At 37.6% G+C, this 23,606-nt stretch carries 14 protein-coding genes; 7 read left to right on the forward strand and 7 right to left on the reverse strand.

Annotated features, from left to right (window positions below; genetic code table 11):
• Positions 1-68: 68 nt before the first annotated feature.
• Together purB and CJP74_RS06855 are read right to left on the reverse strand one after the other, a co-directional pair.
• A complete protein-coding gene (gene purB / locus CJP74_RS06850) occupies positions 69-1,535 on the reverse strand; it encodes an adenylosuccinate lyase (protein WP_119497608.1) in 1,467 nt (488 codons plus the stop codon).
• Positions 1,536-1,598: 63 nt separating this feature from the next.
• The gene (locus tag CJP74_RS06855; RefSeq protein ID WP_119497610.1) at positions 1,599-2,888 is read right to left on the reverse strand and encodes an adenylosuccinate synthase; all 1,290 of its coding nucleotides are present in this window, start codon (positions 2,886-2,888) and stop codon (positions 1,599-1,601) included.
• Between the two features lie 152 nt (positions 2,889-3,040).
• Here CJP74_RS06855 and CJP74_RS06860 point away from each other — a divergent pair, with 152 nt between their 5' ends.
• Positions 3,041-4,528: a multidrug effflux MFS transporter gene (locus tag CJP74_RS06860; RefSeq protein ID WP_119497612.1), complete on the forward strand. Its 1,488-nt coding sequence runs from the start codon at positions 3,041-3,043 to the stop codon at positions 4,526-4,528.
• A gap of 60 nt (positions 4,529-4,588) precedes the next feature.
• Here the strand turns inward: CJP74_RS06860 and CJP74_RS06865 are convergent, their stop codons facing one another.
• The gene (locus CJP74_RS06865; protein ID WP_119497614.1) at positions 4,589-5,866 is read right to left on the reverse strand and encodes a restriction endonuclease subunit S; all 1,278 of its coding nucleotides are present in this window, start codon (positions 5,864-5,866) and stop codon (positions 4,589-4,591) included.
• Between the two features lie 328 nt (positions 5,867-6,194).
• Between CJP74_RS06865 and CJP74_RS06870 the strand changes: the two genes are divergently transcribed.
• The 5 genes from CJP74_RS06870 (at position 6,195) to CJP74_RS06890 (ending at position 15,676) form a co-directional block, all read left to right on the forward strand.
• Positions 6,195-9,161 (forward strand): AAA family ATPase, encoded by a 2,967-nt coding sequence (locus tag CJP74_RS06870; protein WP_119497616.1) that lies wholly within the window; start codon positions 6,195-6,197, stop codon positions 9,159-9,161.
• Entirely contained in the window at positions 9,154-11,466 is a 2,313-nt protein-coding gene (locus CJP74_RS06875) for an adenylyltransferase/cytidyltransferase family protein (protein ID WP_222987004.1), read from the forward strand. Before CJP74_RS06870 ends, CJP74_RS06875 begins: the two co-directional genes overlap by 8 nt.
• 276 nt (positions 11,467-11,742) lie before the next feature.
• Entirely contained in the window at positions 11,743-12,726 is a 984-nt protein-coding gene (tyrA, locus tag CJP74_RS06880) for a bifunctional chorismate mutase/prephenate dehydrogenase (RefSeq protein ID WP_119497620.1), read from the forward strand.
• 14 nt (positions 12,727-12,740) lie between these two features.
• Complete coding sequence (locus tag CJP74_RS06885) at positions 12,741-14,705, forward strand: ABC-F family ATP-binding cassette domain-containing protein (protein ID WP_222987006.1); 1,965 nt, start codon at positions 12,741-12,743, stop codon at positions 14,703-14,705.
• Positions 14,690-15,676 carry a hypothetical protein gene (locus CJP74_RS06890; protein WP_119497624.1) on the forward strand — a complete coding sequence of 329 codons (987 nt, stop codon included), beginning with the start codon at positions 14,690-14,692 and terminating at the stop codon, positions 15,674-15,676. The genes CJP74_RS06885 and CJP74_RS06890 overlap by 16 nt, the downstream gene beginning before the upstream one ends.
• Before the next feature lie 172 nt (positions 15,677-15,848).
• Here the strand turns inward: CJP74_RS06890 and CJP74_RS06895 are convergent, their stop codons facing one another.
• The 4 genes from CJP74_RS06895 to rpsO all read right to left on the reverse strand — a co-directional run bounded on the left by CJP74_RS06895 (position 15,849) and on the right by rpsO (position 19,011).
• Entirely contained in the window at positions 15,849-16,505 is a 657-nt protein-coding gene (locus tag CJP74_RS06895) for a TetR/AcrR family transcriptional regulator (protein WP_119497626.1), read from the reverse strand.
• Positions 16,506-17,021: 516 nt separating this feature from the next.
• On the reverse strand, positions 17,022-17,762 hold the full coding sequence (locus CJP74_RS06900; protein WP_119497628.1) for an AzlD domain-containing protein: 741 nt from the start codon (positions 17,760-17,762) through the stop codon (positions 17,022-17,024).
• A 2-nt stretch (positions 17,763-17,764) separates the two neighbouring features.
• Positions 17,765-18,535, reverse strand: coding sequence for an AzlC family ABC transporter permease (locus CJP74_RS06905; protein ID WP_119497630.1), 771 nt, complete (start codon positions 18,533-18,535; stop codon positions 17,765-17,767).
• A gap of 206 nt (positions 18,536-18,741) precedes the next feature.
• Positions 18,742-19,011, reverse strand: coding sequence for a 30S ribosomal protein S15 (rpsO, locus tag CJP74_RS06910; RefSeq protein ID WP_119497632.1), 270 nt, complete (start codon positions 19,009-19,011; stop codon positions 18,742-18,744).
• Positions 19,012-19,810: 799 nt separating this feature from the next.
• On the opposite strand from rpsO, the gene CJP74_RS06915 reads away from it, so the two are divergent.
• Positions 19,811-23,572 carry a S8 family serine peptidase gene (locus tag CJP74_RS06915; RefSeq protein WP_119497634.1) on the forward strand — a complete coding sequence of 1,254 codons (3,762 nt, stop codon included), beginning with the start codon at positions 19,811-19,813 and terminating at the stop codon, positions 23,570-23,572.
• The last annotated feature ends 34 nt before the right edge of the window (positions 23,573-23,606 follow it).

Below are 23,606 nucleotides of genomic sequence, written 5' to 3' on the forward strand. Positions count from 1 at the left end.
CTTGGGTTCAATTAATTTAATTTAAATAAATAACAGCCCGTTTAATGTAATTAACTGCAGTTTATGCTTTAAACCGTAAACTCAACTTGTTCGCCAAGAATAAATTCTTGGTTACGAGCCAGCATAGGTTGAATTACATTAGTTAAGTAGTCATCTACTTGTTGTGGAGCAAAGCCAATATAGTTGCTTGGATTGAGTAGATCTTTAATTTCACTTGCCGAAATAGGTAAGCGACCATCAGCAATAATTGCCTCAATTAAGCGATTTTCTTGTCCTTCTTGTTTTACCAGACGAGCTTGTTCCATTGATAGCTCACGAATTACTTCATGCACTTCTTGGCGATCCATGCCTTTTTTTACGCAATCCATAATAATGTCTTCGGTAGCCATAAATGGCAGTTCACGCATTACATTACGCGTAATCATTTTTTCATAAACAACAATGCCTTCGGCAATGTTTTGTAGTACAAGTAAAATAGCGTCTACCGCTAAAAATGCTTGTGGGTAAGAGAGGCGTTTATTTGCCGAATCATCTAAAGTACGCTCAAACCATTGCGTAGCATGCACTAGATGACCGTTCATTTCTAGGCTCAGAACAAATTTTGCTAAGGCTGAAATACGTTCACAACGCATAGGGTTACGCTTGTAAGCCATAGCTGAAGAGCCAATTTGTTTTTTACCAAATGGTTCTTCGAGTTCTTTTAAATGTTGCAGTAAACGGAAGTCATTAGTAAACTTGTGTGCCGAACTCGCAAACCCAGCTAGTACTTGTAACACAAAAGTATCTTGTTTACGGTCGTAAGTTTGCCCTGAAACTTCTTGACGACGTTTAAAGCCAGCTTTTTCTGTAACCATTTGGTCGAGAGCTACAACTTTACTATAGTCATTACCAAATAGTTCTTTAAACGAAGCTGCTGTACCTGTAGTACCTTTTACACCACGGAACTCTAAATGCTCGAGGCAGTGTTCAATTTGTTCTAAATCGAACATAAAAGATTTTAACCACAGAGTCGCACGTTTACCTACAGTAGTAAGTTGAGCTGCTTGGAAGTGAGTATAGCCTAAAGTAGGTAAGTCTTTATGCTCTTGAGCAAATTTTGCTAAAGTAGCAATTAAAGTTACCAGACGTTGTTTAACCAGCAGTAAGCCTTCGCGCATTTGAATTAAATCGGTATTATCACCCACATAAGCCGAAGTAACGCCAAGGTGAATAATTTTTCTTGCTTCTGGAGCTACGTCGCCATAAGCATGCACATGTGCCATTACATCATGTTTTAATTCAATTTCATACTGGTGAGCTTTAGCAAAATCTATATTATAGATATTGTCTCTAAGTTGTTGAATTTGTTCTTCGCTAATAAAATCCAGACCTAATTCTTTTTCAGATTCGGCAAGGATTACCCAAAGTTTACGCCAAGTTGAGAACTTAAAGTTCGGAGAAAAAATGTGTTTCATTTTTTCACTAGCATAGCGTGAGCAAAGCGGATAATCGTAAAAATTTGTCGCACTTTGCGGATCAAAACTTGAATATGTCATAGGCAAAAATATTTTACTTAAAAAGGGCCCTAAAACCACACAGTTTTAGGGCTTGAGGGTAAATTAGAAATCTGCGCGGTAAATGTTTTGCGTTCTTTCTGGACCTACAGAGATCATAGAAATGTTAACGCCCAGCGTTTTTTCAATAAATTCGATGTATTTACGGCAGTTTAGCGGTAAGTCTTGGTAGTCTTTGATTTTACTAATATCTTCGCTCCAACCTGGAAGTTCTTCATAGATAACTTCTACTGGTTTTGACTTACGCAGATTACCAGGGTAAGTGTTGTATACATGACCATCAATTTTGTAACCTACAGCAACTTTAATAGTTTCTAAGCCTGTAAGTACGTCGATTTTAGTTAAAACTATATCAGTTAAACCGTCAATAAGAACAGCATATTTGCCCATTACTAGGTCTAACCAACCTGTACGACGTGGACGGCCTGTAGTTGCCCCAAACTCCCCACCAGTTTGACGAATTTGTTCTCCAAGTTCGTTTTCTAGTTCAGTTGGGAATGGACCTTCACCTACACGCGTAGTATAAGCTTTCATTACCCCGACAATGCGGTTTAGTTTATTTGGTGCTACCCCAGTTCCAACACAAACCCCACCTGCAGTAGGTGAAGATGAAGTTACATATGGATAGGTACCAAAATCTATATCAAGCATAATTGCTTGCGCACCTTCGAATAAAACTTTTTTACCCGCAGCAACAGCTTCATTAATTTCAGCTACCCCGTCAATAATACGAGGCGTAATTAATTTAGCTAGTTCCATATACTCATTATACAGAGCATCAAATTCAAAACGTTCTGGCCAACCGTAACGTTCGAGCATGTCATTTTTTTCTTTAATGTTCCATGCGAGTTTGTCAGCAAAACGTTCTGGATCTAGTAGATCACCAATACGAATCCCATTACGAGAAATCTTGTCATTATAACAAGGACCAATACCACGTTGCGTAGTACCGATTTTATTAACCCCTAATGACTCTTCTTTTGCTTTATCTACGGCAATGTGATAAGGGAAAATAATGTGAGCGCGTTCATCTAAATATAAATTATCTAGGTTTTTACCACGCTTTTCTAAGGCATCAATTTCTTTTAATAGTACTTTTAAATCTACTACTAAACCAGCCCCAATTACACATTTCCCTTTACTGTTGATAATACCTGACGGTAGTAAGTGTAAGATGAATTTTTCTTGTCCAACAATTACAGTATGACCTGCATTATTTCCGCCTTGGAAACGAACAATGTAATCTGCGGTAGGAGATAAAACATCAATAATTTTACCCTTACCTTCATCCCCAAATTGTGTACCTACTACAACGAAAGTATTTGAATTAGACACAGTATGCTCCAATAATAAAAAAATTATAAGTTAGTGCAATGCACAACTATTCATTTTATTACACTTTGCCTTTTCTTGCTAATTTTTTTCTCTTGTGCAAACTCAACAAAAAAGAGTAAAATATAACCACCTATTTACAGTTTAGTTTTTTTATGCTCCAAGAAGAAAAAGACTCAAGTTATGGGCAAGAAAATTTGCCCGTCGATGATAATTTAGATCATCAAAAAATTATAACCAAGCTCGAAGAGCAACAGCAAGCTACTGCCCATCCAGATTCGGCAACAGCTATTACCATTCTCGGGCAAGGCTTATACGAGCGTGAAGGGGTAATACCTAACCTTCCTGGGGCTACAAGTACGGTAACTCCACCTGGAATAACTTTTAGTTTTAAAGCCATTAAAATCCCTTATCTACGTTTTTGGATGATAGGGATCCTCGGCATGTTCATGTGGTTTACCTCTTTATCAACGGACATGTATCTTTCGGCATTTCCGCAAATGCAAGCCGAGTTTCATGCTGATATAGAGTATACTCTTACTGCGTTTTTAATTGGCTTTGCTTGTGGGCAACTTATTTGGGGACCTATTGCCGATCGCATTGGGCGTAAAATTCCTCTTTTAATAGGTATGGCTCTTTACACTATAGGTTCTTACGGTTGTTCCCTTTCGACTTCGCTCGAGGAGATGATCCTTTGGCGTTTAGTGCAAGCTTTTGGGGCTTGTACAGGTCCTATGTTAGCTCGGGCAATAGTACGTGATGTATACAATAAAACTGATGCAGCCAAGGTAATGTCCTTACTTATCTTTTTAATGGCGGCAGCTCCTTTATTAGGTCCATTAATTGGGGCTTGGGTATTAAAATTTTATTCTTGGCGAGTAATTTTTTATATTCAAACTTTTTTCAGTTTATTTATTACCCTGTGTGTAATTATTTTTCCAGAGACACGTCCAGTTGAGTATGTGCACAATGCTCGCTTTTCTCAGGTAATAAAAAACTATGGCTTTTTATTACGCAACTGGGACTTTATGCGTTTTTGCCTCAGTATTTTCTTTTACTACATAGGTATTTACGCTTTTGTTACAGGTTCGTCTTGGTTATACATTAGTTATTTTGGTTTACCTAGCGAAGACTATGGTTTAATATTTGCGATAAATAATATTGGGGTAATAGTTTTTTCTCTCCTTAACCGTAAATTTGTGGCTAAGTATCCTGTTAGTCGCATTCTTACTCTAGCAACTATTGTGGTACTATTAGCCTCAACTTGGTATATGTTCAACGCTTATTTTGGTTGGTTGGGCATCTGGGGAGTGATTTTACCTTGTATTATTTTCTTTGCTATGAACGGACTCATTCCTGCTACAGGCACAGCCTTAGCTCTAGATCCTGTTCCTCAAGTTGCTGGTTCGGCAGCTGCTATGCTCGGCTTTTTACAGTATAGTTCGGGGATAGTTACTTCTTGGCTTTATGTCCAAGTTGCTCCAAATGGTACAGCTGGTCCAATAGTAATGGCAACCTTTATGTTTGTGGGTTCGATTTTTAGTTTTCTTTTTGCTACAGGCTTTAATAGCTCAGCACGTGCTTTACGTGTTACGCGGATTCGATATAAAAAGAGTCATCGTAAGGCAAGAAAACCAGAATAGAACTATCACAAAAACGAATAAGTCCTCTGAACAAAATGTTCAGAGGACTATTTTTTTTAGTTAAATAAACATACGCTGTACCATAGCTTGCTTAAACTCTTGCATATACTTAATTTGTTTATCTAATCTAATGTTTATATCTTTAAATAGCTGTAGTAAATTTACAATTTTCTTTTGTTCTTCTAAATCTTCAGGTAGTTGAACCGAACTCAGATTTAGATTAGATTTAGTAATGGAGTAAACCTTTATTCCTTGAAAATACGGGTGGATACCATTTCTAAAGGAAGGAGAGTTTAAAACAAAGCCTAAAAACCCAGGATAAGTTTCTACTAACGGTCTTCCTGCATAAGTATGTTGGCCCGCAACTATGTTAACTCCATTTGTATTTTCTATCTCAATACATTTAGCTACAGAGAAGTCTTCTGCTGTATCAGCAAACACTACATCTCTATCTTGAAGAAGAGTCTTTTCATATTTAGTAGGATCTGCATTTACAATGTAAGGAATATCTCTTTGCTGTGCATCAAGGGTAAAATTATACTTCAATAAAATATCACCATAGTGAATGTTTTTAACAGCTGTTTGCTCTTCTGTTAAATTATCTCTAGATAAAGAATTAGTACTAATTTTTAGATTAAATAGTGAAGAAAAAGTATAGGTGTTCCAAGGTTTACTAAACTCTTTAAATCTCAAGTCAGGTATATTTGATCCTACAGGGAATAGATTTCTTACTAAGAATTTTTGAAGTTTTTGGAGACTCTCATGCTTAAGTTTTAATTGAGCAATAGAATAGTCGATATCTTTAAAGAAGTTACCTATTTTTTGTTGTTCTTCTAATGAAGGTAGATTAACTTTAATAAAGTTTAAACCAGAAACACTTATATGTCTAACGGTTGTACCTGTAATGTAAGGGTAAAAAGATTCTTTTTTTGCATTTAGTTGATAAGATAAGAAAGGTGCGTCGTAATCTTCTTTAACCGCCCCTATGATAACTCCACCTGAAGCTCTTACATTTTCTGCAACAATAGCACTAGCTGTTGCTAAGCCTAAAGGAGTTACATCAGAATCAGGAAACAGTAAAGAATTCTTAGGTATTACAGTTCCTTCATCATATTCTGTAAAAGTTTGGATTTGCTTTTCGGAAATAAAACCTTTATGGATATTAAAAAGATCTCCATAGTGAATCGCTAAGTTACCTTTACCTTCAGTATTGAATTTATCTTTCTTTAAATCAGAACCTTTACTCCATTTACACAATTGCTTTAAAGTTTTTGTTTCCCAAGAATCGTTATATTCTGGAAATCTTAATTGCGGTACATGTAATTTTTTATCATTCATATTCGTTTCTCACTATATTCTTAATTAATAATACATTCAAACTCTCAATAAGTTGAGACTTTTTTATAGTTAACCGATTAATGCTTTATTAAAAAAACAATTAAGCAAAAATCTTATACTCTATATTATACCCTAAAAATCTGTTCATGGTAATAAAGCTTGCTTTATTTAACTAAAAATTTTTCTTTGTGCTTGTTTTATCGGTTTCTCGTAGGTCAAGTTACTTTGCCTTTTGCCTCATTCAGCAAGCCTGATCTAGGTTAAATGCTTCTTTTTCTGTTAATTTCCATTATAATATGATACATAAATGTATTTTAGCTAAAAATTTATGGATCAGATTTTTTATACCCTCCAACAAGAAAATAAACCTTTAACCCAAGTGTTATATCTTGAAGCTCGTAGGGCTTACTTACAACGCCAACTCGAGCCTATGTACTTTAATGCCCTATTGACTGTTATTGACCTCGGGGGTAAGTATTTTAGTGAAGAGAAAAATCTGAGTGATCAAGAAACTTTCTTTTTGGCTTTTCTTTTTGCCTTATTAAAAAACCAGCATATTAATGCTAATACGGCAATTTCGACAGATTTTTTATTCCAAGTAGTTGAGTTATGGCAAAAATATCATCATCTTGCCCAACTCCTTGGTTGTTTTGTGCAAAAGTATACTTTTGAGCGAGGCGGAGAACTAGCACGTTCTTTTAAAAAAGTTCGTCTTGGCACTAAGGTCTCTTACGCTTGTCAAACTAATGCCTTTGCTGTAGATGTAGAAGAGTTACAATTTCTTGTGGCTAACTACTTAGAGCAAATTTATCTGCAAACGCAAGATAAAAATAAGATTTTTGCTCTGCTACAAGAACCAGTTGCCGACAATATTCTTGCCCAAAGATACCAAGGGCAACCTGAAGTTTTAGCTTTTGCGTATAAGCTAGCTAATTACGTTTGGCTTCGCATTTTTGCTAACTATGCTACTTTAGTTAGTCAGAACCAAGACCTAGCCCCAGTATTAGCTGATGCAAAAATCTGGTATATCCCAGAGCCCGAAGAATTATATGCTCAGGTAATTACCTCGCTCGATGAAGAGTTAGGGCTGTTATTCCCTACCAGCGGACAAGATACTTTTGTGGGCTTTTTCTTGCAAAATCTTAGCTTACACATGGCGTTAATTCCTTACGCAGGACGTTTATGGCAAGAGCATGATTTTTGGCAACAACTTCCCCATCAAGCCCAGTATTGTCATGTTTTTGCTAGTAATGAGCGCTTAAAACAAGGACAGGGCTTAAATTACTTTGTTTTCCAAGAGGGCGAACCTAGTTTAATTAGCTTGGCTCAGCCTTATGTTAAAGAAAGTAAAATTCTCGACTTTTTTATTCGTCGTTTTTATATGGGACGCGAAGAAAAAGAAAGCTGCAGTATTTTACATAAACTCGCTCAAAAAGCTAATTTGAGTTATGCGCAAGCGCAAGAAGAGCTCTTAGCTGCCATGGCTGAGTTCTTTTTACCTGAACAACGCGAGGGCTATGAACTGACTAACCAAGACTCAAGTAGTCTAGTGGCTGCAACTCAGCCTTTGAGTGTGTTAATCGGTGGTCCTGGAACAGGTAAAACTACCACGGCACGGAAGATGGCTTTTTATGCTCTGGGCTTGCGTTTATTATCCCAAAGCGAACCAGATTTTAGTCAGCTGCAAATGCTTTTACTTGCCCCTACAGGTAAGGCTGCTGCCCACCTTGGCGAAAGTATTAACCACAGCTTTGCTAAATTGCAAAGCCAAGAGGCAAAGATCGCCCATTTACTCACGCGTTTACAGGAAATATTTCCTGGCACTAATGCCATTTTTTGGCAAAAATGGCTCGAGGCCATTTTTCAAACGGGTAAAAATGCCGCAAATGCTACGTTACACCGAGCTTTAGGGATAAGTCCGCAAACTCCAGCAGGCAAAGAAAGCTATTTAAGAGCAGATCTAGTAATTTGTGATGAAGTGGGGATGATAAATCTCCATCTCTTTACCAGTTTACTTGAGGCTATAGCTCCGACAACAAAACTTATTTTACTCGGAGATAAAAACCAGCTTCCTGCTATCGGAGAGGGCAATGTTTTAGAGACTATTTCTCATCAGCTCGCTCTCTGGCAAGGTAATGCTTCAGGTTTACGTGCTTACTCCCAGCAAGTGCAAGGAGCTCTTGCCTATGCTAAAACCTATGGGCAAGCTCTCGAGCAAAAGCAAGTGAGCCAACCCCAAATTAGCGATTTAATTCACGAGCTCAATCGTTCTTTTCGTTATAAGGCGACGAGTTTAATTGCAGCCTATGCTGAGTTTATTAATCGTCAGTCTCAAGGCGAGCATCTGCTTTTTATTCAAGAGCAATTAAAACAAAGACGTGAGCAAGCGGATGTGGTATTTTATGCTTACGAACAAATGTTTGCCCGTTGGGGAGATATTTTTGCTCAGTATAAACCGCTAATTAAACTCGGGGGAGCAAAAAGCGATAACTTCTTTGCTTTACTCAGCAAGTATCCACGTCTCGAACGTATGTATTTAGAGCAGGCTCTTGCCCCAAGTGACTTGTTTGCTCTGCAAGGCTTAAATATAACTCCTGATTTTCGGGAAAAAATGGCAAGCTATAGTGGTGATGCACGGGTAATGCAAGCGGGTGAATATGCTACTTTTGTGCAAAATATGATTTTACGCAAGGCTTTACAAGCATTTTCTCCGTTGCTCGAACTAGGCGAGCAAGAAGTAACGCCTGAAGTTTTAGGGCAAGCCTTTGCGATTATAAAAAACAATCGTTTTCTTTCTCCAGTTAGAGAGGGAGAACTGGGGGTGGATACGCTCAATAATCTGATGCACAGTAACGATTATTTTGCTAGTAACACCTTTTTCCCTATTGTAATTAGTAAAAATCAACTTGATTTAAACATTGCCAATGGGGATCTAGGCTTGGTAGTAAAACAAAGCAATGGCGTTGACTATGTTTACTTTGATCAAAAAGAAGAACAAGAGTATAAACGCGTACCTTTGGCCTTTGTGCAACAGTACGAAAAAGGCTTTTTTACCACCATTCACAAATCTCAGGGGGATGAGTTTGACCATACGTGCATAGTTCTTCCTCTTAAATTAACTGATTTCTCAATTTCCCGTAATATCCTATATACAGCTATTACTCGTGCAAAAGAGAAGTTAGAAATTTTTGCGCCTAGCGCTTATTATTACGAAAATAATTTTGTGCAAAACCAGCGCACAAGTTCTCTTCTTTACGCATGGAACCAATACTTAACAGAGGATAGCAGTGTCTAAAGCTAAATTCAATTCCAAGAAAATAAATCCGGTATTTGCCGAGCTAATTACCGAGTCCCAACTTGAGGATCTTAAATTAGCCTATGAAGAATCTGCCGATGCTGCTTACGAGCAAGTGCACGAACATCGTCGTTCTTATGAACCACTTGATATAGAGAATCAGGTGTATATTATAAAAACTCTTAATGCGACGCCTTTACCTACGCTTGATGAGCTCTATAGTAATCTAAAATCAGAGGATGAATACAACCGTAAACCTAAAGTTGGGGTTATTTTTGGTAAATTTTATCCCCTGCATCAAGGGCATTTATACATGATAGATCGAGCTCGCATTGAGTGTGATCTGCTTTATATTTTTGTTTGCTCAGATGAAAAACGTGATGAAAAACTTTTCTGGGATTCATCAATCCCCGTGCAACCAACGCGCGAAGTGCGAACTTCTTGGGTAAAACGAGCAACTTCTGCCTATGATAATGTTTTTGTTTTTAATCTGCGCGAAGATAATATTCCTTCTTATCCCAATGGTTGGTTTGAGTGGGCAAAAGTAGTAGATTTTTATTTAGGTCAACTTAAGTATCGCCCTGAGTATGTCTATACCTCTGAACCTCAAGATGCAGAAAACTATAAATACCATTTAAATCTCGAGGCAATTCTTGTTGACCCATCACGCGATTATGTTCCTATTTCAGGAACCGAATGTCGTCGTAATGTTTTTACTAACTTTAACTATTTACCTGAAGTGGTAAAAGCAGATGTAGTGCTCAATATCAATCTAGATATAGATGATTTACTTACCTATTACGGCATCGACAAGAATAAAATAACTCCTGAGCTCGAAAACATTGGCATGCGCTTACAGCACATGTGTCGTAACTATGGCTTTAACTTTTGTACGCCAATTCTCGATGACTTTAAGCAACAAAAAGTTAAATACTCTTTTGCTAATAATGGACCAGTAACTGTTACTTGGGGTAATCCAGCCACTTGGCATGATACAGCCCAAGGGCAACTTGTTCATCAGCTGGTAAAAAATACTGAAACAGACAATCTTGCAGGGCATTCGGAGCAAGAAAAAGCGCAAGCTTTATTGCAAACTATTGCGGATCAACATCCTGAGCTGGCAACTAATATAGAGATTAGCCAAGAAGTTTTTGCTTGGTTCAATCATGCTATAGGTTTAGATGAGCGTTTACTAACTGCCAATGCCTTTAACCACTATACGGTTCGTGTTTTTAGTTTACAAGATCGCAGTATTTATCAACCCGTTGACCAAGCGACGCGAGAAAAGAACTATCTTTATGCTCAAGAGCACAATTTGCCGTTTGATGAGGAATTAGGCGTTTACTTCCCGCAAGTAACAAGTTGGAGCTTAATTCGTCAAATAGTGCAAGCCCAAAATAATGAATATTATGTTGCTTGTGCTCTGCATAATAAGTTCCGTTACGTCGAGCATCTCGCACCTCTGTATCTGGGCGTAACCAACTATGCTAATCTCTGGCACCAAGAGTTAAACTATTTACCTACGGGCTTAAACTATAAACTGTCGCCTGGTTTAAGTTATAAAGTAGGAATAGCTAAACTCGAGGATTTAGAGTTTGCTATAGTAACGGTAATTCGGACTTTAATATCACGCTTACAAGAGAGCTTACCGCATCCTTATGAGCCAATGATTTTAACCCGTCCATCTGAACAACGCATGCGTCGTCTTTACTATTGCATTAAAAAGCTCGAAAAACTTACCGAAAACGCTACCAAGTTACAAGAGCTAGAAAACCTTGCCGAGCAAACCGAGGCAACTGCCAAAGCTGCCAACAAACTAAATGATGACTTAGACTTGACCGCTGCTACGGCTGAGCAACAGCATTATCAAGAAGAGCAGGCTGCTAAAGCTGATGCCGAGGAAAAAGAGCGTTTTGCTAAATATGCCAATATTAAAGGTAAGTATAAATATGAACGCCAAGTACAAGCGCAAGTTGATGACCTTGAAAGTGAAATTCAAGCCTATATTAAAGAGCGCGAGCTAACAGGTATTCACTTTTTATACCGCCGACAAAACCCAACTGACCCAGTAGAAAGTAAAACCTATATTTTTAATCGCAACCAAGAAGATGATGTAATTCGTTCTAAAGAGGCAATTCGTTATCTTTCTCAGGTTTACATTAACTGGGTTGATCTTTATAGCTTTAAACTTCCTGGTTTTGGTTATATTACTCCAGAACCAAATAGTTTACCGCCTCTGGGACAAAGGGTTAAAACTAAACAGCGTGAACCGCGTCTGACCGATAAATGGGTAAAAGAGGATTAGTACCCTTAAAACATCTGGGGTTATTATTCCCGAAACTCCTTGAAATATCGCAGGAAATAAAAATAGTTTGCAAATAGTTAAGCAATTTAATCCTTTTTAGTATAATATATAGGTATATTCTTAATTTTTGCATTCATATATTTTAAGTTTTAGTCTAGATTTCTTCTAGGTTTTAATTTAAAGTTCTCAAGCTTAAGAGCTACGGTAATTCCGTAGCTCTTTTTTTGTCATTAAATGGTAAAATAAAGAGAAAAATTTATGGTTAACTAAAAAATTATGAGCAATCAATTATTAAATGAAGAAGAACTGCAGCTCGTTGGCTTTTTAAAAAGCAAAATTGCGAGTATGCAAGAAGAAGTGCAAAGAATTATTGAGCTAGCTCAAGTACGTAAGTTGCAATCTTTTACCGCTTTAAAAGATAAAGTTGTTTGTGTAATTGGGGGAAATGGGGGCTTAGGCTCAATTTTTATGCAAATTTTTTCGGCAACCGAAACCACAAAATTCACCTTTTCTCTAGATTTACACAATCAAGAGCAGGCACCAGAATTATTACCTCAAGCCGATTTAGTGATCTTTTCGGTACCTATTCACCAAACTCCGGAGTTAATTGCCCATTATAGTCAGTGGATTAAACCGCAAGCGGGCATTTGTGATTTAACTTCAATTAAAACTCCTGCCTTAGAAGCAATGCTCGAGCATCATTCTGGACCAGTTTTAGGCATGCACCCTATGTTTGGGATCGCCACGCCAAGTTTGGAAAATCAACTAATCGTTACTTGTCCTGGACGCCAGCATGGGTTTTTTGCTCCTTATTTAGAATTATTTCAAATCCTGGGAGCAAGAATTGTGGAAACTAGTGCAAGCAAACATGACCAGATAATGACGCATATGCAGGCAGTACGTCACTTTAATACCTATTTACAAGGGGCATTTACTGCGAGCGAAGGTTATACTCTCGAAGAGTTAATCCAACTATCTTCACCAATTTACGGCTTAGAGTTAATTATGATTGGGCGTCTTTTTGCCCAAAATCCAGATCTTTATGCCGATATTATTTATGATAATCCGCAAAGTAAACATGCCCTTTTACGTTATCTAGGTAAAGTCCAAGAGGCAGTAGCAACTTTAGAGGCTGGAGATAAAGAAAAATTCATTGCTGACTTTGAGAAAACGGCAAACTTCTTTGGGGAAAATGCCCAAGAGTTTTTACAGCAATCAGCCCTAATTTTAGAGCAAGCGATTGAGCTGAAAAAATTATGATAAAAGCAGACAATATGAATATTTGGGTGGGCAAGCGCGAACTCTTGCACTCGCTCAACTTTACTATTAACCCTGGCACCAAAGTGGCTCTGTGTGGAGCAAATGGCACAGGAAAAACCACCCTTATGAATACTTTTAAGCTCGATGCCCAAGAGCGTAAAATGCAATTTGGCAATAGCTTAGAAATAGCTCCTGTGCGCATAGCTTGGGTAGAGCAAGAAGTACCTAATACCGAGCAACAGGCTCTTGAATATGTGATTGAGGGGGATTTTGCTTATAAGCACTGGCAAGAGCAACTTAACCAAGCTCTAGCGAATAATGATCATGAGCTTATTGCCCAAGCTAATGCCAAACTCGATGAAATAGATGCCTGGACTATACGTTCACGAGCGGCTGTAATTCTTGATGGTTTAGGCTTTAGTCAAGAGCAACAACAGCAGGCCGTTAACCAATTATCTGGGGGATGGCGAATTCGCTTAAACCTTGCTCGTGCTTTATTAGTTGCCAGTGATCTGCTCTTGCTTGATGAACCGACTAACCACTTGGATATAGATGCCGTTTATTGGCTCGAAGACTATTTAAGTAAACGCTATCAAGGCACTATAGTTTTTATTTCCCATGACCAAGAGTTTATGGATAATTTGGCTGATCATGTTCTTTATATTGAACAGCAAACTATAACTGCCTATACGGGTAACTACTCGGAGTTTATTAAACAAAGAGCCTTAAACCGAGAAATTCAACAAAAACAATATCTCAACCAACAAAAGCACATTAAAAAAGTGCAAGAGTTTATTGAGCGTTTTAGATATAAAGCCCGCAAGGCAAGTCAAGCTCAATCGCGCATTCGTTATTTGGAAAAACTGGAAATTATTGATCCAGTTGTAACGCAAAACCCTTTTGAGTTTAACTTTTTAGCGAGTAAGCGTTTACCTACAGTAATTGCGACAATTCGTAAGGCAAATATAGGTTATATTTCTGGGCAACCGGTATTAAAAGAAGTAAACTTTAGTATTACTCCTGGTACGCGCATAGGTTTACTGGGCTTAAATGGGGCTGGTAAGTCGACGCTAATTAAAGCCTTTGCAGGTGAGCTTACTCCGCTTGATGGCGTAGGCACCATTCAAATTAATGAATTAGTGCAAATGGGTTATTTTAACCAGTATGTGGTAGATAAACTCGATACTAATGCGAGCCCTATGGAATTACTCACGCGCCTAGATCCGCAGATTTTACCGCAAGATGCCCGCAATTTTCTTGGTGGCTTTAACTTTAGTGGGGATAAGGTATTTGAGAAAATTGAAAAATTCTCTGGGGGAGAAAAGTCACGTCTAGCCTTAGCTTTAATAGTTTATCAACGCCCAAATCTTTTACTTCTCGATGAGCCTACTAACCACTTGGATCTTGATATGCGTCAAGCTCTAGCGACGGCCTTACAAGAGTTTGAAGGGTCGTTAATTGTAGTATCGCACGACCGTTTTCTCCTTTCGGCAGTGGTGGAAGATTTTTATCTAGTACACGACCACAAGGTTGAAGAATTTGCAGGCGATCTCAACGACTACTATAAATGGGTGTTAAACTACAAAGCCCAAAAGCAACAGCAAGCTCCAGAAGTTAGTAAGGCATCTCCTAAGCTCGAGGCGGGCGATCCTAATCTAACCCCACTCGAACGCGTGCTTAAAGATACGCGATTAGCCCGCGAGTTAAAACGTTTAACTCTTAGTAAGAGCCAAGAACAAAACCGTCTTCTACAGCAAAGCGACAAATTAAAAGCTCGCTTACAACAAATTGAGCAAGAGTTTTTAGATCCTGAAGTAATGGCAAGTGCTGAAAAAGTAACTGCCCTAGCTCAAGAAAATAAACAACTGCAAGAGCAGGTCGAACAACTCGAAGAGCAATGGATGGAATTAGAAATGGAAATTGAAGAGATTACCCAAGAGTTTGTGGCAAAGCAGGAGTTAGCATGGCAAAAAAATTAATCAGTTTAGCCCTGTTGCTGGGGTTAAGTTGCTCGAGTCAAGCTGTTACTTTAGTTACACAAAATAAGGTAATTGCCCAAATCGGGACAGATTTTTTATCGAGTCCTGAGTATATTCAAGCTATGCAAGGTGACAAAACGCGTTACCTTAAAGCCAACTTTGATCTAACGCGCGAAGTAGCAAGATTCTACCTCAAAGATCCAAGCCTCAAAGGTAACTTTCCTGCTAGTCCTTTTATGGACAACTTGTATAACTATGGCTTTTACTTTATGCAAAACCGCATTCGTGAGGCAAGTGTTGAGCAAAACCTGAGTAGCAATATTCCTATGGCGCTCGAGGCTACTAACTTAATTATCTATTTAAGTTATGTGGCTAAAGAAAATGCCTTAGCAGGAGCAAATCCTGATGGGCAAGTAGTGGTGGTAAGAGCTTATCGTAATTTCCAAAACTTTAACTTGCCAACTTTTATGGCACAGTACATAGCTTTTTGTAATACTCCGCAAGCCCGCATAGATCGAGAAAAGCTTCCTCAAGTTTATAAGCAAGTAGCTCGTAAGGAGTTAACAGCCGAACAAGCCCAAGAGCTAGATAAATATGCCCAAAACTTTAACGTTTTTATGCAAACGTCTTGTGATCAATTTGTCCAGTTTGCAACTGTATTTACTACTCCAGGTGCCGTTGAGTTTAATCAAGCTTTAAGTGCGTTTGTTTATACAGATAAAAGCCTTGCTACCCAAGTGCAAGATTACCAAAAAATTATGTATGGGCAACCTGACGCTCTGTATAAGGGAGTAGACTTTAATAACGCCAACGCGCAAACCTTTAGTCAAGCTTATCTGAGCAATGGAGTTAATACCCCTGCAAGTTTAGAGACTCATAAGCAAGCTTACATTAATTTTATTGCTAATCTCAAGGATAATCCTTTAGTGAAATTAGCTTTTTCTGCTGATATTAAAGTAGGGAATAACTAATTTAAATAATTAACCATTTTATGAGTTGGTTTGTTGCTCTTAAGTGCCAAGCCTAGCTTGGCAGAGGCAACAGCAAGCTCCAAACTAGTAAAAAGCCTAGCATAAAAAGCAAAAAGTAAGCACAAAAAAAGTCCTGCAAAGTCTTCTTTGCAGGACAATTTTTTTACGCATTTTATTTGTTAGTTAAGCAAGAAATATCCTGTCCAGGAATTTTTTCTAATCTTGCTCGCGTTGCTTCAACTGTTTCGCTAGTTAAAGCTAACCATGCTGAATGGAAGTGCATGTCCGTGTATCTAGCAATAAGCTCTGGATCTTGCACATCATTAACAATACAAAAATGAATTACATTGTTACCTATATTAGCAAAAATATTGAGAGCTAAATCTAGAGGTGCGTCTTTTAAAGGACCAAGAGAACGAATCTTATCTAAAAAGCTTACGAGTTCATCAAATGATTTTTTGATTTGATCAATAAGTTCACGAGGAATTTGTTTCGAAAGAATAAAACGACTAATAAGAATATTACGCTCAGGGAATTTAATTCCATAGTCTACGTAAGCTTCGAAACGAGCTTTAAAGTTTTCGATAACACAATCTTCGTTTTTAACTTTTGGGGAACAAATGCGATCGTGTAGGTCATCTTTTAAAAAGAGATATACACTTTCCATTAATTCTTGTTTGTTTTTAAAGTATGTAAAAATTGTCCCTTCTGAAACTTTAGCTTCACGGGCAATTTTACTCGTAGGGGCATTAAAGCCATCATTATAAAATAGATGAATTGCCGAAAGGAGAATGGCTTTTCTTTTTTCAGCGCATAAAGGTCTTGCCATAATTTATCCCGAGGTGAAGTAGAAGTTATCTACTATATGTTTTAATAATTAAATTGAGGCATAACTAAATTTTCTTGAGTGTTTACTTAGTTATTAGCTATATTATACGAGATTTTGCAAATTTGTGCATTACTTTTTTACATTAAGTAAAGTTTTTAAAAATTAACCAATTGAAAAATAAGAATAATATTAGTAAGTAATTACTTACTTATTTATTCTCAGGGTTAATAATCCTAGTTTTTATATGCCTAATTACAAAGATTAATTATAAACATAAAAGATGAATAATAAACAAATTTTTTAATATTATTTGTTTTTTCTCTAAGATTATAACTTGAATACTTAGGTAAGAGAGAAGATTAACTTAAGTAAGGTATTTTTTGTAGCTTGGAATATTTTAGTTTTTAGTTGGATTTTTTTAAGGTTATCTAGAAAAAAGTTTTAATAATCAGAGCAAACAAAAAAGAAAAAATCCCCACTGCAGGGGATTTTTCTTGTAACTAAAGCGAGTTTATTTTATTTTTCTTCTTTAGTTGAGCTAGGTTGAGCTGATTCTGGAGTTGCTGTTTCTGCTTGAGGCACGCTGGTTGCTGTTTCAGCTTGATTTGCCTGTGTTGCAGTTTCTTGCTGATTAGCTTGCTTTACAGTTTCTGTTTGATTTGCCTGCGTTGCAGCTTCTTGCTCTTCTTTAGCTGCCTGAAGGGCATTTAACTTATTAGCAGCTTCGGCAGTACGAGCTACTTTTTGGCTATCAACTACACTTTCGGTAATAGTTAAAGTATCAATACTTGCTCGTGCTTCTTCAGCTTGTTCTGCTTGGTTTTTTGCTGTAGCTTTACGGCGACGTAAAGTTTTTAGCGAGATTAAGTTAGTAAATTTATCTCGCGTTGGTAGGATACAAGCAACCATTACTAGAGCTAACCACGGAATATTTACACAGGCTATACCTATGATTACTGCTAAGAGCGTACTTTTAAAACGCACATATACAGCTAATACCGTTAACAGTGCCAGAGCTTCATAACCAATTAACTCCCAGTTAGCTTGTGCCCCGTGGGTAATATCGGGAATAGTTAAACTGTTTAAAGTTAAAATGGTCATAATGCACAGACCAAGAAGGCGGTTTAAGGCAGTTAACCACTTAGTTTGCATGTACTTTCTTGGTACAAGTAAAGGTAAGAACTTAGCTGAGGCAGTAGCTAAACTAAGCACTACAAGGACAATAAAGTAATAACCATGAGAAAATTCAGGTAACATCTTTAAATATCCTCCTTAGACCAGTTGGTAAAGAAGTAACGTCCTAAAATGCAAATTGCACAAAAGAGAATAGCTGCCAGAATTAACCAATTGTAAGCAAAAAGTTTTGCGACAATAAAAGCTATTACGGCAATTGCTAAACCAAAGTAAGAACGGCTTTTCTTGAATTGTTCGTAAGCTAAGATAACAAAAAGAGCTGCTAAAGCAAAGTCTAAGTGCGGAATTAGATCACCAATTACTTGTCCTAGCACAATACCAATTACGGTTGCTATAGTCCAGTAAGCATGCAGTAAGAGATTAAAGCGTAAGAGGTTAGCCTCTCTGGCTTTTTCTGGTTCCAGGATCATAATCGCAAAGGACTGATCACAAATACTTACCGACTCAAACCAACGGCGGAAAATGTTTTTACTTAAAGTTGGAATTAAAGCAATAATGTAAAAAGAAAAGCGTAAGCTCACCACAAAGGATGTAATGAACATTGAGCTTAAACTTGCCGAGCTAGCTAACAGAGGAATAGTTAAAAACTGTACTGACCCCGAATAGGTAATAATACTCGAAAGAATAATAAACCAAATTGGCATGCCCACACTTACGGCTAATACCCCATAGGCTCCCCCTACCGCAAGAAAGGCAATAAGAATTGGAATAGATTTATTAAATAATACTGGCCATGGGTAGACATGGTCACTTGTTTTTATAATTTGCTCAAGGTTTTCTCGACTTTTATCAAGCAGAGTTTCTACTCCTGAGTCATTTTTTTCTTCATTTTTCATATTAAACAAGCCGTAAGATAAAAAAAGACTATTAGCAAAAGCTAATAGCAAAGACAAATTGAAAATTAACTATTTAATTATCAATTGATTATAAATGAACTAATTGTAAAAGTAAATGAAGAGCTAAAAAAAGACTTTCAGAACGAGCTGAAAGTCTTAGTGAATATATATTTATTGAATTAAAGTAGGAACTCTGTCCTAAAAAATTAGCGACGTAAGCCTAAAGTACTTACGATGTTTACGTATTTTTGTACGTCAGTACGTTTTAAGTAGTCTAATAATTTACGACGTTTAGAAACCATACGTAATAAGCCACGACGACCGTGGTGATCTTTAGTATGAACACGGAAGTGGTCTTGTAAGTGGTTGATTTGTGCAGTTAATAATGCAATTTGCACTTCTGAAGAACCAGTATCCTTTTCTGTACGACCAAATTTAGCTAAAATTTCAGCTTTTTGTTCTGAACTTAGAGACATGATAATTTTTCCTTAATTAAAAAAATTTATTAAAACTCACCTGATACCGATCTCTAACTCAGTATAGGCGCAATTACTAAAGAGTATGGTTGGTTTGACCTACTTTAATAATTAATCCTGTATTGCAAGAGATTTATTTTTATTTATCCGAGTGTTCTAAACTTTAGAGCATTTTAAAACAAATAAATAAGAAAAATCAAAATGCATTTTATATTATAGCAGAAAACAATCGAGAAAACAAAAAAATATCCGCCTCCTTTTCCTTCTTTTCTTTGGCAGAACTTGCTGGGATTTGTTATAATATATCTCGAAATTTTCTCCCGCATAAATTGCGGGAAAAATAATTGTTTTAAACTTATCTGTAACCTAGTCTTTAGATGAGCTATAAAACACTAAACTTAATAACACCAAAAAAAGTCGCCTTAGGGCGGCTTTTTTATTTGTTTAAAAAAGGTAATGTTGAAGCTTGTCGTGAGTTTTTCCTAGGGTAATAATTAAGTTTATATAAAACAATTCTTTTTAATGTCGGCTTTATTTAGGCAAAAATCAAGCAAGCATGAAATGTTTTTTCTTAGTTTGAATTACAGTTTCTTGTGTTATTTAGGTAAAAATTAGTAAATAGTACTTTCAAGTGCTATATTTAAAGCTTTGTTTTATGGGAAAATATAGTAAAATAAGAGATGAAACAGAAATAAATAGGAATGGGTTATTTACCCATTTATTCCCTGGCATCTAAGTGCTTTAGCTAATCTAACAATAATTGGCGTTGTTATTTTGGGTTGGCGAGCCCAAATCTTTAATGAATATGAAAAGACACAAACTAAATAATTTAAACTCATCTCTTGTTGCCGTACTTTCAGCAACTCTCTTAGCTTCCTGTGGCGGCGGTGGAGGCGGCGGTTCTTCTTACACCTCAACAACTACAGCAAGTGGTTCAACAGCATTAAGTACTGTAAGTGTTACGCAATTAACCGCAGCTACAACTGGGGTAGCTACAGCAGATACGACCACTGCAACTACTAACCTTTCATTTAATAATGCAAGCGAAACTGTTACTAGCAGTGCAAATCTTTCTTATACCCAAACTCAAACTGCCAATAATCAGACTTTTACTAACAGTCACACGGCTGTAAGTCAAACCTATTTTACAGGTTGGCCAAACTCAACATCTAATGCAGGAGTAGCGGCTAGCTATAATAACCTCTTTGCTATGGGATTAATTCCTGTAGTATCAGGGCAATCAACAATTAACTTTTACATTCCAGTAACAGGTGCTTCAACCGAAACTTTTAATGCCAGTGCCACTTTTTCTACTGACGCAAGTAATTTCCGTGGTGCAGGCGTGAATGTGGGGATTATTGACGGTAGCTTAAATACTTCGCACACGGGCTTAAATGCTTCGAACTTTACGGTAGTTAATATTGCAAATCAATATACAGGTAATCCTGAAGCTGATGTCGCTCGAGGCGTTAGTTTAGACCATGGGACAAGAGTGTCTCTAATTCTTGCTGGACAACGTAATTCTACCTATAACGGTTTAGTTCCAGATGCAAGTGTTTACTATAATGTGCTTACGCAGTATACGTCTAACCATCGTTTAGGTGACATTTATACAACAATGTATACCTACCGTCCTGCGGTAATTAATAACTCTTACTCTATTTCTTATACTGAAGAAAGCGAAACTAGTGAAGATCAGTTTGGGCAAGTACATGCTACGGCCTATGCTTCGGCACTAGCTGGTTTAAAAACTGTTACCGCCAATGCAGATACACCATTATTTGTTTTCTCTTCAGCTAACGCAGACTTTTATTCATGGCTCCAAACTCAAGTAGAGAGTGATGCCAACGCTTCTAGTTCAACTGACTGGAGTAGTGTATATTATGGTCCGCAACTAGATACTAATTCTTCGTTATATCAATTTATTAACGCAGATGAGAATATTGCTAATGCTCTTCTTGTGGTAACTGGTTATTCCTTAAATGTTGACGGAAACTACGCTAATCTGCTCAATGCGACAAAAAATGCGGTTGTAGATACAGGTTTATCTACCACAGGCACAGGTTCGGCAGCCTTTTCGGCAGATCTTTTTGTTCCTGGAGTTTCAGGCAGTAGCAGTGATTTAAACAATGTCAGCGTAGCTTACCAATGTGGGGTAACTAAGTGGAACTGTTTAGCAGGTGCTTACCTTTGGGAAATAGCTAACTATTCAAGTGCTGGTAGTTTTGGTTTTGCTGGAACTTCAGCGTCTGCTCCACAAGTAACTGCAATCGCAGCAATGGTGAAAGAGCAGTTTGATTGGATGACTGCTAAACAACTAAAAACTACTCTTTTAACTACTGCTTATGACATAGGTGAAGCAGGCGTAGACTCTGTATTTGGTTGGGGGGTAGTAGATGCTTCAGTAGCTTTAAATGGTCCAGGGGCTTTTGTTTTTGGTGACTTTGAAGCAAATATTTCCAATACTAATAAACGTTACTGGTTTAACAATAACATTACTGGTGCTTACGGTTTAGTAGTAAATGGTACTTCAAACCTTGATCAACTGGTATTAACGGGTGCTAACAATACCTACTCAGGTGATACAGTTGTAAATGGTGGGGCTTTAGTAATTCAAGACCAAAGCTCAGCTGGTTTTACTACCGCTAATGTAAGCAGTCGTGCGGCTTTAGTAAACAGTCATGTGTATATTAACTCAGACGGTAACTTCTACGCTTACAATGCTAATCTATCTAACGTAACTAACAATGGTTACACCCAATTTTACAATGTAAGCTTAACAGGTAACCTCGTTAACAAATATAACGCTACTTTAGCTACAAGTTTAACTAACCCAATTAACATTGCAGGTAATGCGAGCCTTAATGGTACTCTCTATATTCAAAATGTTGATAGTTATGTAACTACAGGTTCTACCAATAATGTTTCGGTATTAACCGCAAAAAACATTACAGGTAACTTTGAGAATATAGTTTCTGACTATGCAAATTCGGCGTTAGTAAGCTATAGTCTCTTACAAAACTCTACTGCTGTTTTAGTAAGCGTAAATGCATCTAATGCTTCAACCTATGTTAACTCAGTTAGCTTATCAGGAGTTGAGGCACAAGCTTATGCAGCAGGGGCAAGCCAAGTAGACAAACTTTTTGCGGCTGCTAATAGTCAAGCGACAACTGGTGTAGTGGCAGTTACAGGGGCAACTGAAGTAAATACTTCTGAGTCTGTAGTAACTGAAAGCACTAATTTAGTTTTCACTTCTAGCTACTATAGTGATTTAGCAAATATTAGTGAAGAAGATTTAGATGCAGTAAGCTTAACTAGTGTTGGTACAGGTAGTACTACTTCGGCAGTAGTTTTAACTGCAGATGACACTTCAAGTGCTACTGATTCGAGTAGTACGGTAACTACGGCAAGTACAAGTGATACTGCAACAAGTAGCAGTGATACGAGCGCAAGTACAACTGACACAACAACTACAAGCGATACTACCGCAAGTACAGCTGACACTACAACAAGCACAAGAGACTCTGCAACAAGCACTAGCGATAGTGAAGTAGTGGCTGCAGCGGCAAGCTTACAATCTCTCACTGCTAGTGAGTTAAATGAAGTTCTTCTCCGTGCTTCAGGTACTATTTATAGCAACCTTCTGCAAGCTACTACGCAACAAGCACGTAGTCATCTTTTAACTTTTGCGGATCAGGCTTTAGGACGTTTTGCGACTCTAGATAATCAGTGGCATGCCTATGTTGACTTTGGTTACCGTTGGCAAGATTGGAAATCTAATGCAACAAGCTTAAAAGGTCATCTTGACTCTAACGCTTACACTATAGGGGCTTATACTCAAACTCTAACAGGCTACAACCTCGGGATAGCTGCCTATAGTCTCAATGGTAACTGGGACGAAGGTACAGCCGCTTCTGACTATACTGCAGGTGCTGCTAAAGTTAAATCCTTTGGTTTTAGTGCAAGTGTAGGTAAAGCTTTTGCTAATAGTTACTATGGGGCAACTCTTTATAGTAACTTTCACAACTTTGATGTAACCCGTAGCGTTTTAGACGCTTCTGACCAAAAAGTTGAGTTCAATGCTCAAACCTTTGGTTTAGATTTAAGTGCAGGTTGGTTAGTTTTAGGTTCACAAACTTCTGGAGTTATTCTTTCTACAGGGGTAACTGCTGAGGCGACACACCAAAACGCCTTCACGGAAACGGCAACTAACTCTGCTTCGCAAACTCTATCTTTAGATGCCAAAGCACGTTGGACAAGCCAACTTTACGCTCATGCTGGCATTAAAGCCTTTGCGCAGTTTAGAACCTTTGGTTATGCTTCTCAAGTTGATGCAAGCTTAAAATTCAGTGGTAAGGTTGCAGGACAAGACTTTAAACTCCGCTTAACTGACGGTACGACCACAGGACAAGTATTTAACAATGACTTCCTTGCTCGTTTAAATCTTGGTTATAGTGTAAACTTAACCAATTCACTCCGCATACGTTTAGCTGGTAGTGTAGAAAAATCTTCTGCTTGGACAGAAAAAGCAGTTAATTTAGGACTTGATTTCAAATTCTAATAGCAAAGCCTCGACACCTAGTGTCGAGGTCTTT

Origin of the sequence: Psittacicella melopsittaci (genome assembly GCF_003585925.1) — a bacterium.
Classification (GTDB): Bacteria; Pseudomonadota; Gammaproteobacteria; order Enterobacterales; family Psittacicellaceae; genus Psittacicella; species Psittacicella melopsittaci.

Coding starts and splice junctions, on each gene's coding strand:
- purB (WP_119497608.1), bottom strand. CDS start 1,535: ATGACATATTCAAGTTTTGATCCGCAAAGTGCGACAAATTTTTACGAT.
- CJP74_RS06860 (WP_119497612.1), top strand. CDS start 3,041: ATGCTCCAAGAAGAAAAAGACTCAAGTTATGGGCAAGAAAATTTGCCC.
- CJP74_RS06865 (WP_119497614.1), bottom strand. CDS start 5,866: ATGAATGATAAAAAATTACATGTACCGCAATTAAGATTTCCAGAATAT.
- CJP74_RS06870 (WP_119497616.1), top strand. CDS start 6,195: ATGGATCAGATTTTTTATACCCTCCAACAAGAAAATAAACCTTTAACC.
- tyrA (WP_119497620.1), top strand. CDS start 11,743: ATGAGCAATCAATTATTAAATGAAGAAGAACTGCAGCTCGTTGGCTTT.
- CJP74_RS06885 (WP_222987006.1), top strand. CDS start 12,741: ATGAATATTTGGGTGGGCAAGCGCGAACTCTTGCACTCGCTCAACTTT.
- CJP74_RS06890 (WP_119497624.1), top strand. CDS start 14,690: ATGGCAAAAAAATTAATCAGTTTAGCCCTGTTGCTGGGGTTAAGTTGC.
- CJP74_RS06895 (WP_119497626.1), bottom strand. CDS start 16,505: ATGGCAAGACCTTTATGCGCTGAAAAAAGAAAAGCCATTCTCCTTTCG.
- CJP74_RS06900 (WP_119497628.1), bottom strand. CDS start 17,762: ATGTTACCTGAATTTTCTCATGGTTATTACTTTATTGTCCTTGTAGTG.
- CJP74_RS06905 (WP_119497630.1), bottom strand. CDS start 18,535: ATGAAAAATGAAGAAAAAAATGACTCAGGAGTAGAAACTCTGCTTGAT.
- rpsO (WP_119497632.1), bottom strand. CDS start 19,011: ATGTCTCTAAGTTCAGAACAAAAAGCTGAAATTTTAGCTAAATTTGGT.
- CJP74_RS06915 (WP_119497634.1), top strand. CDS start 19,811: ATGAATATGAAAAGACACAAACTAAATAATTTAAACTCATCTCTTGTT.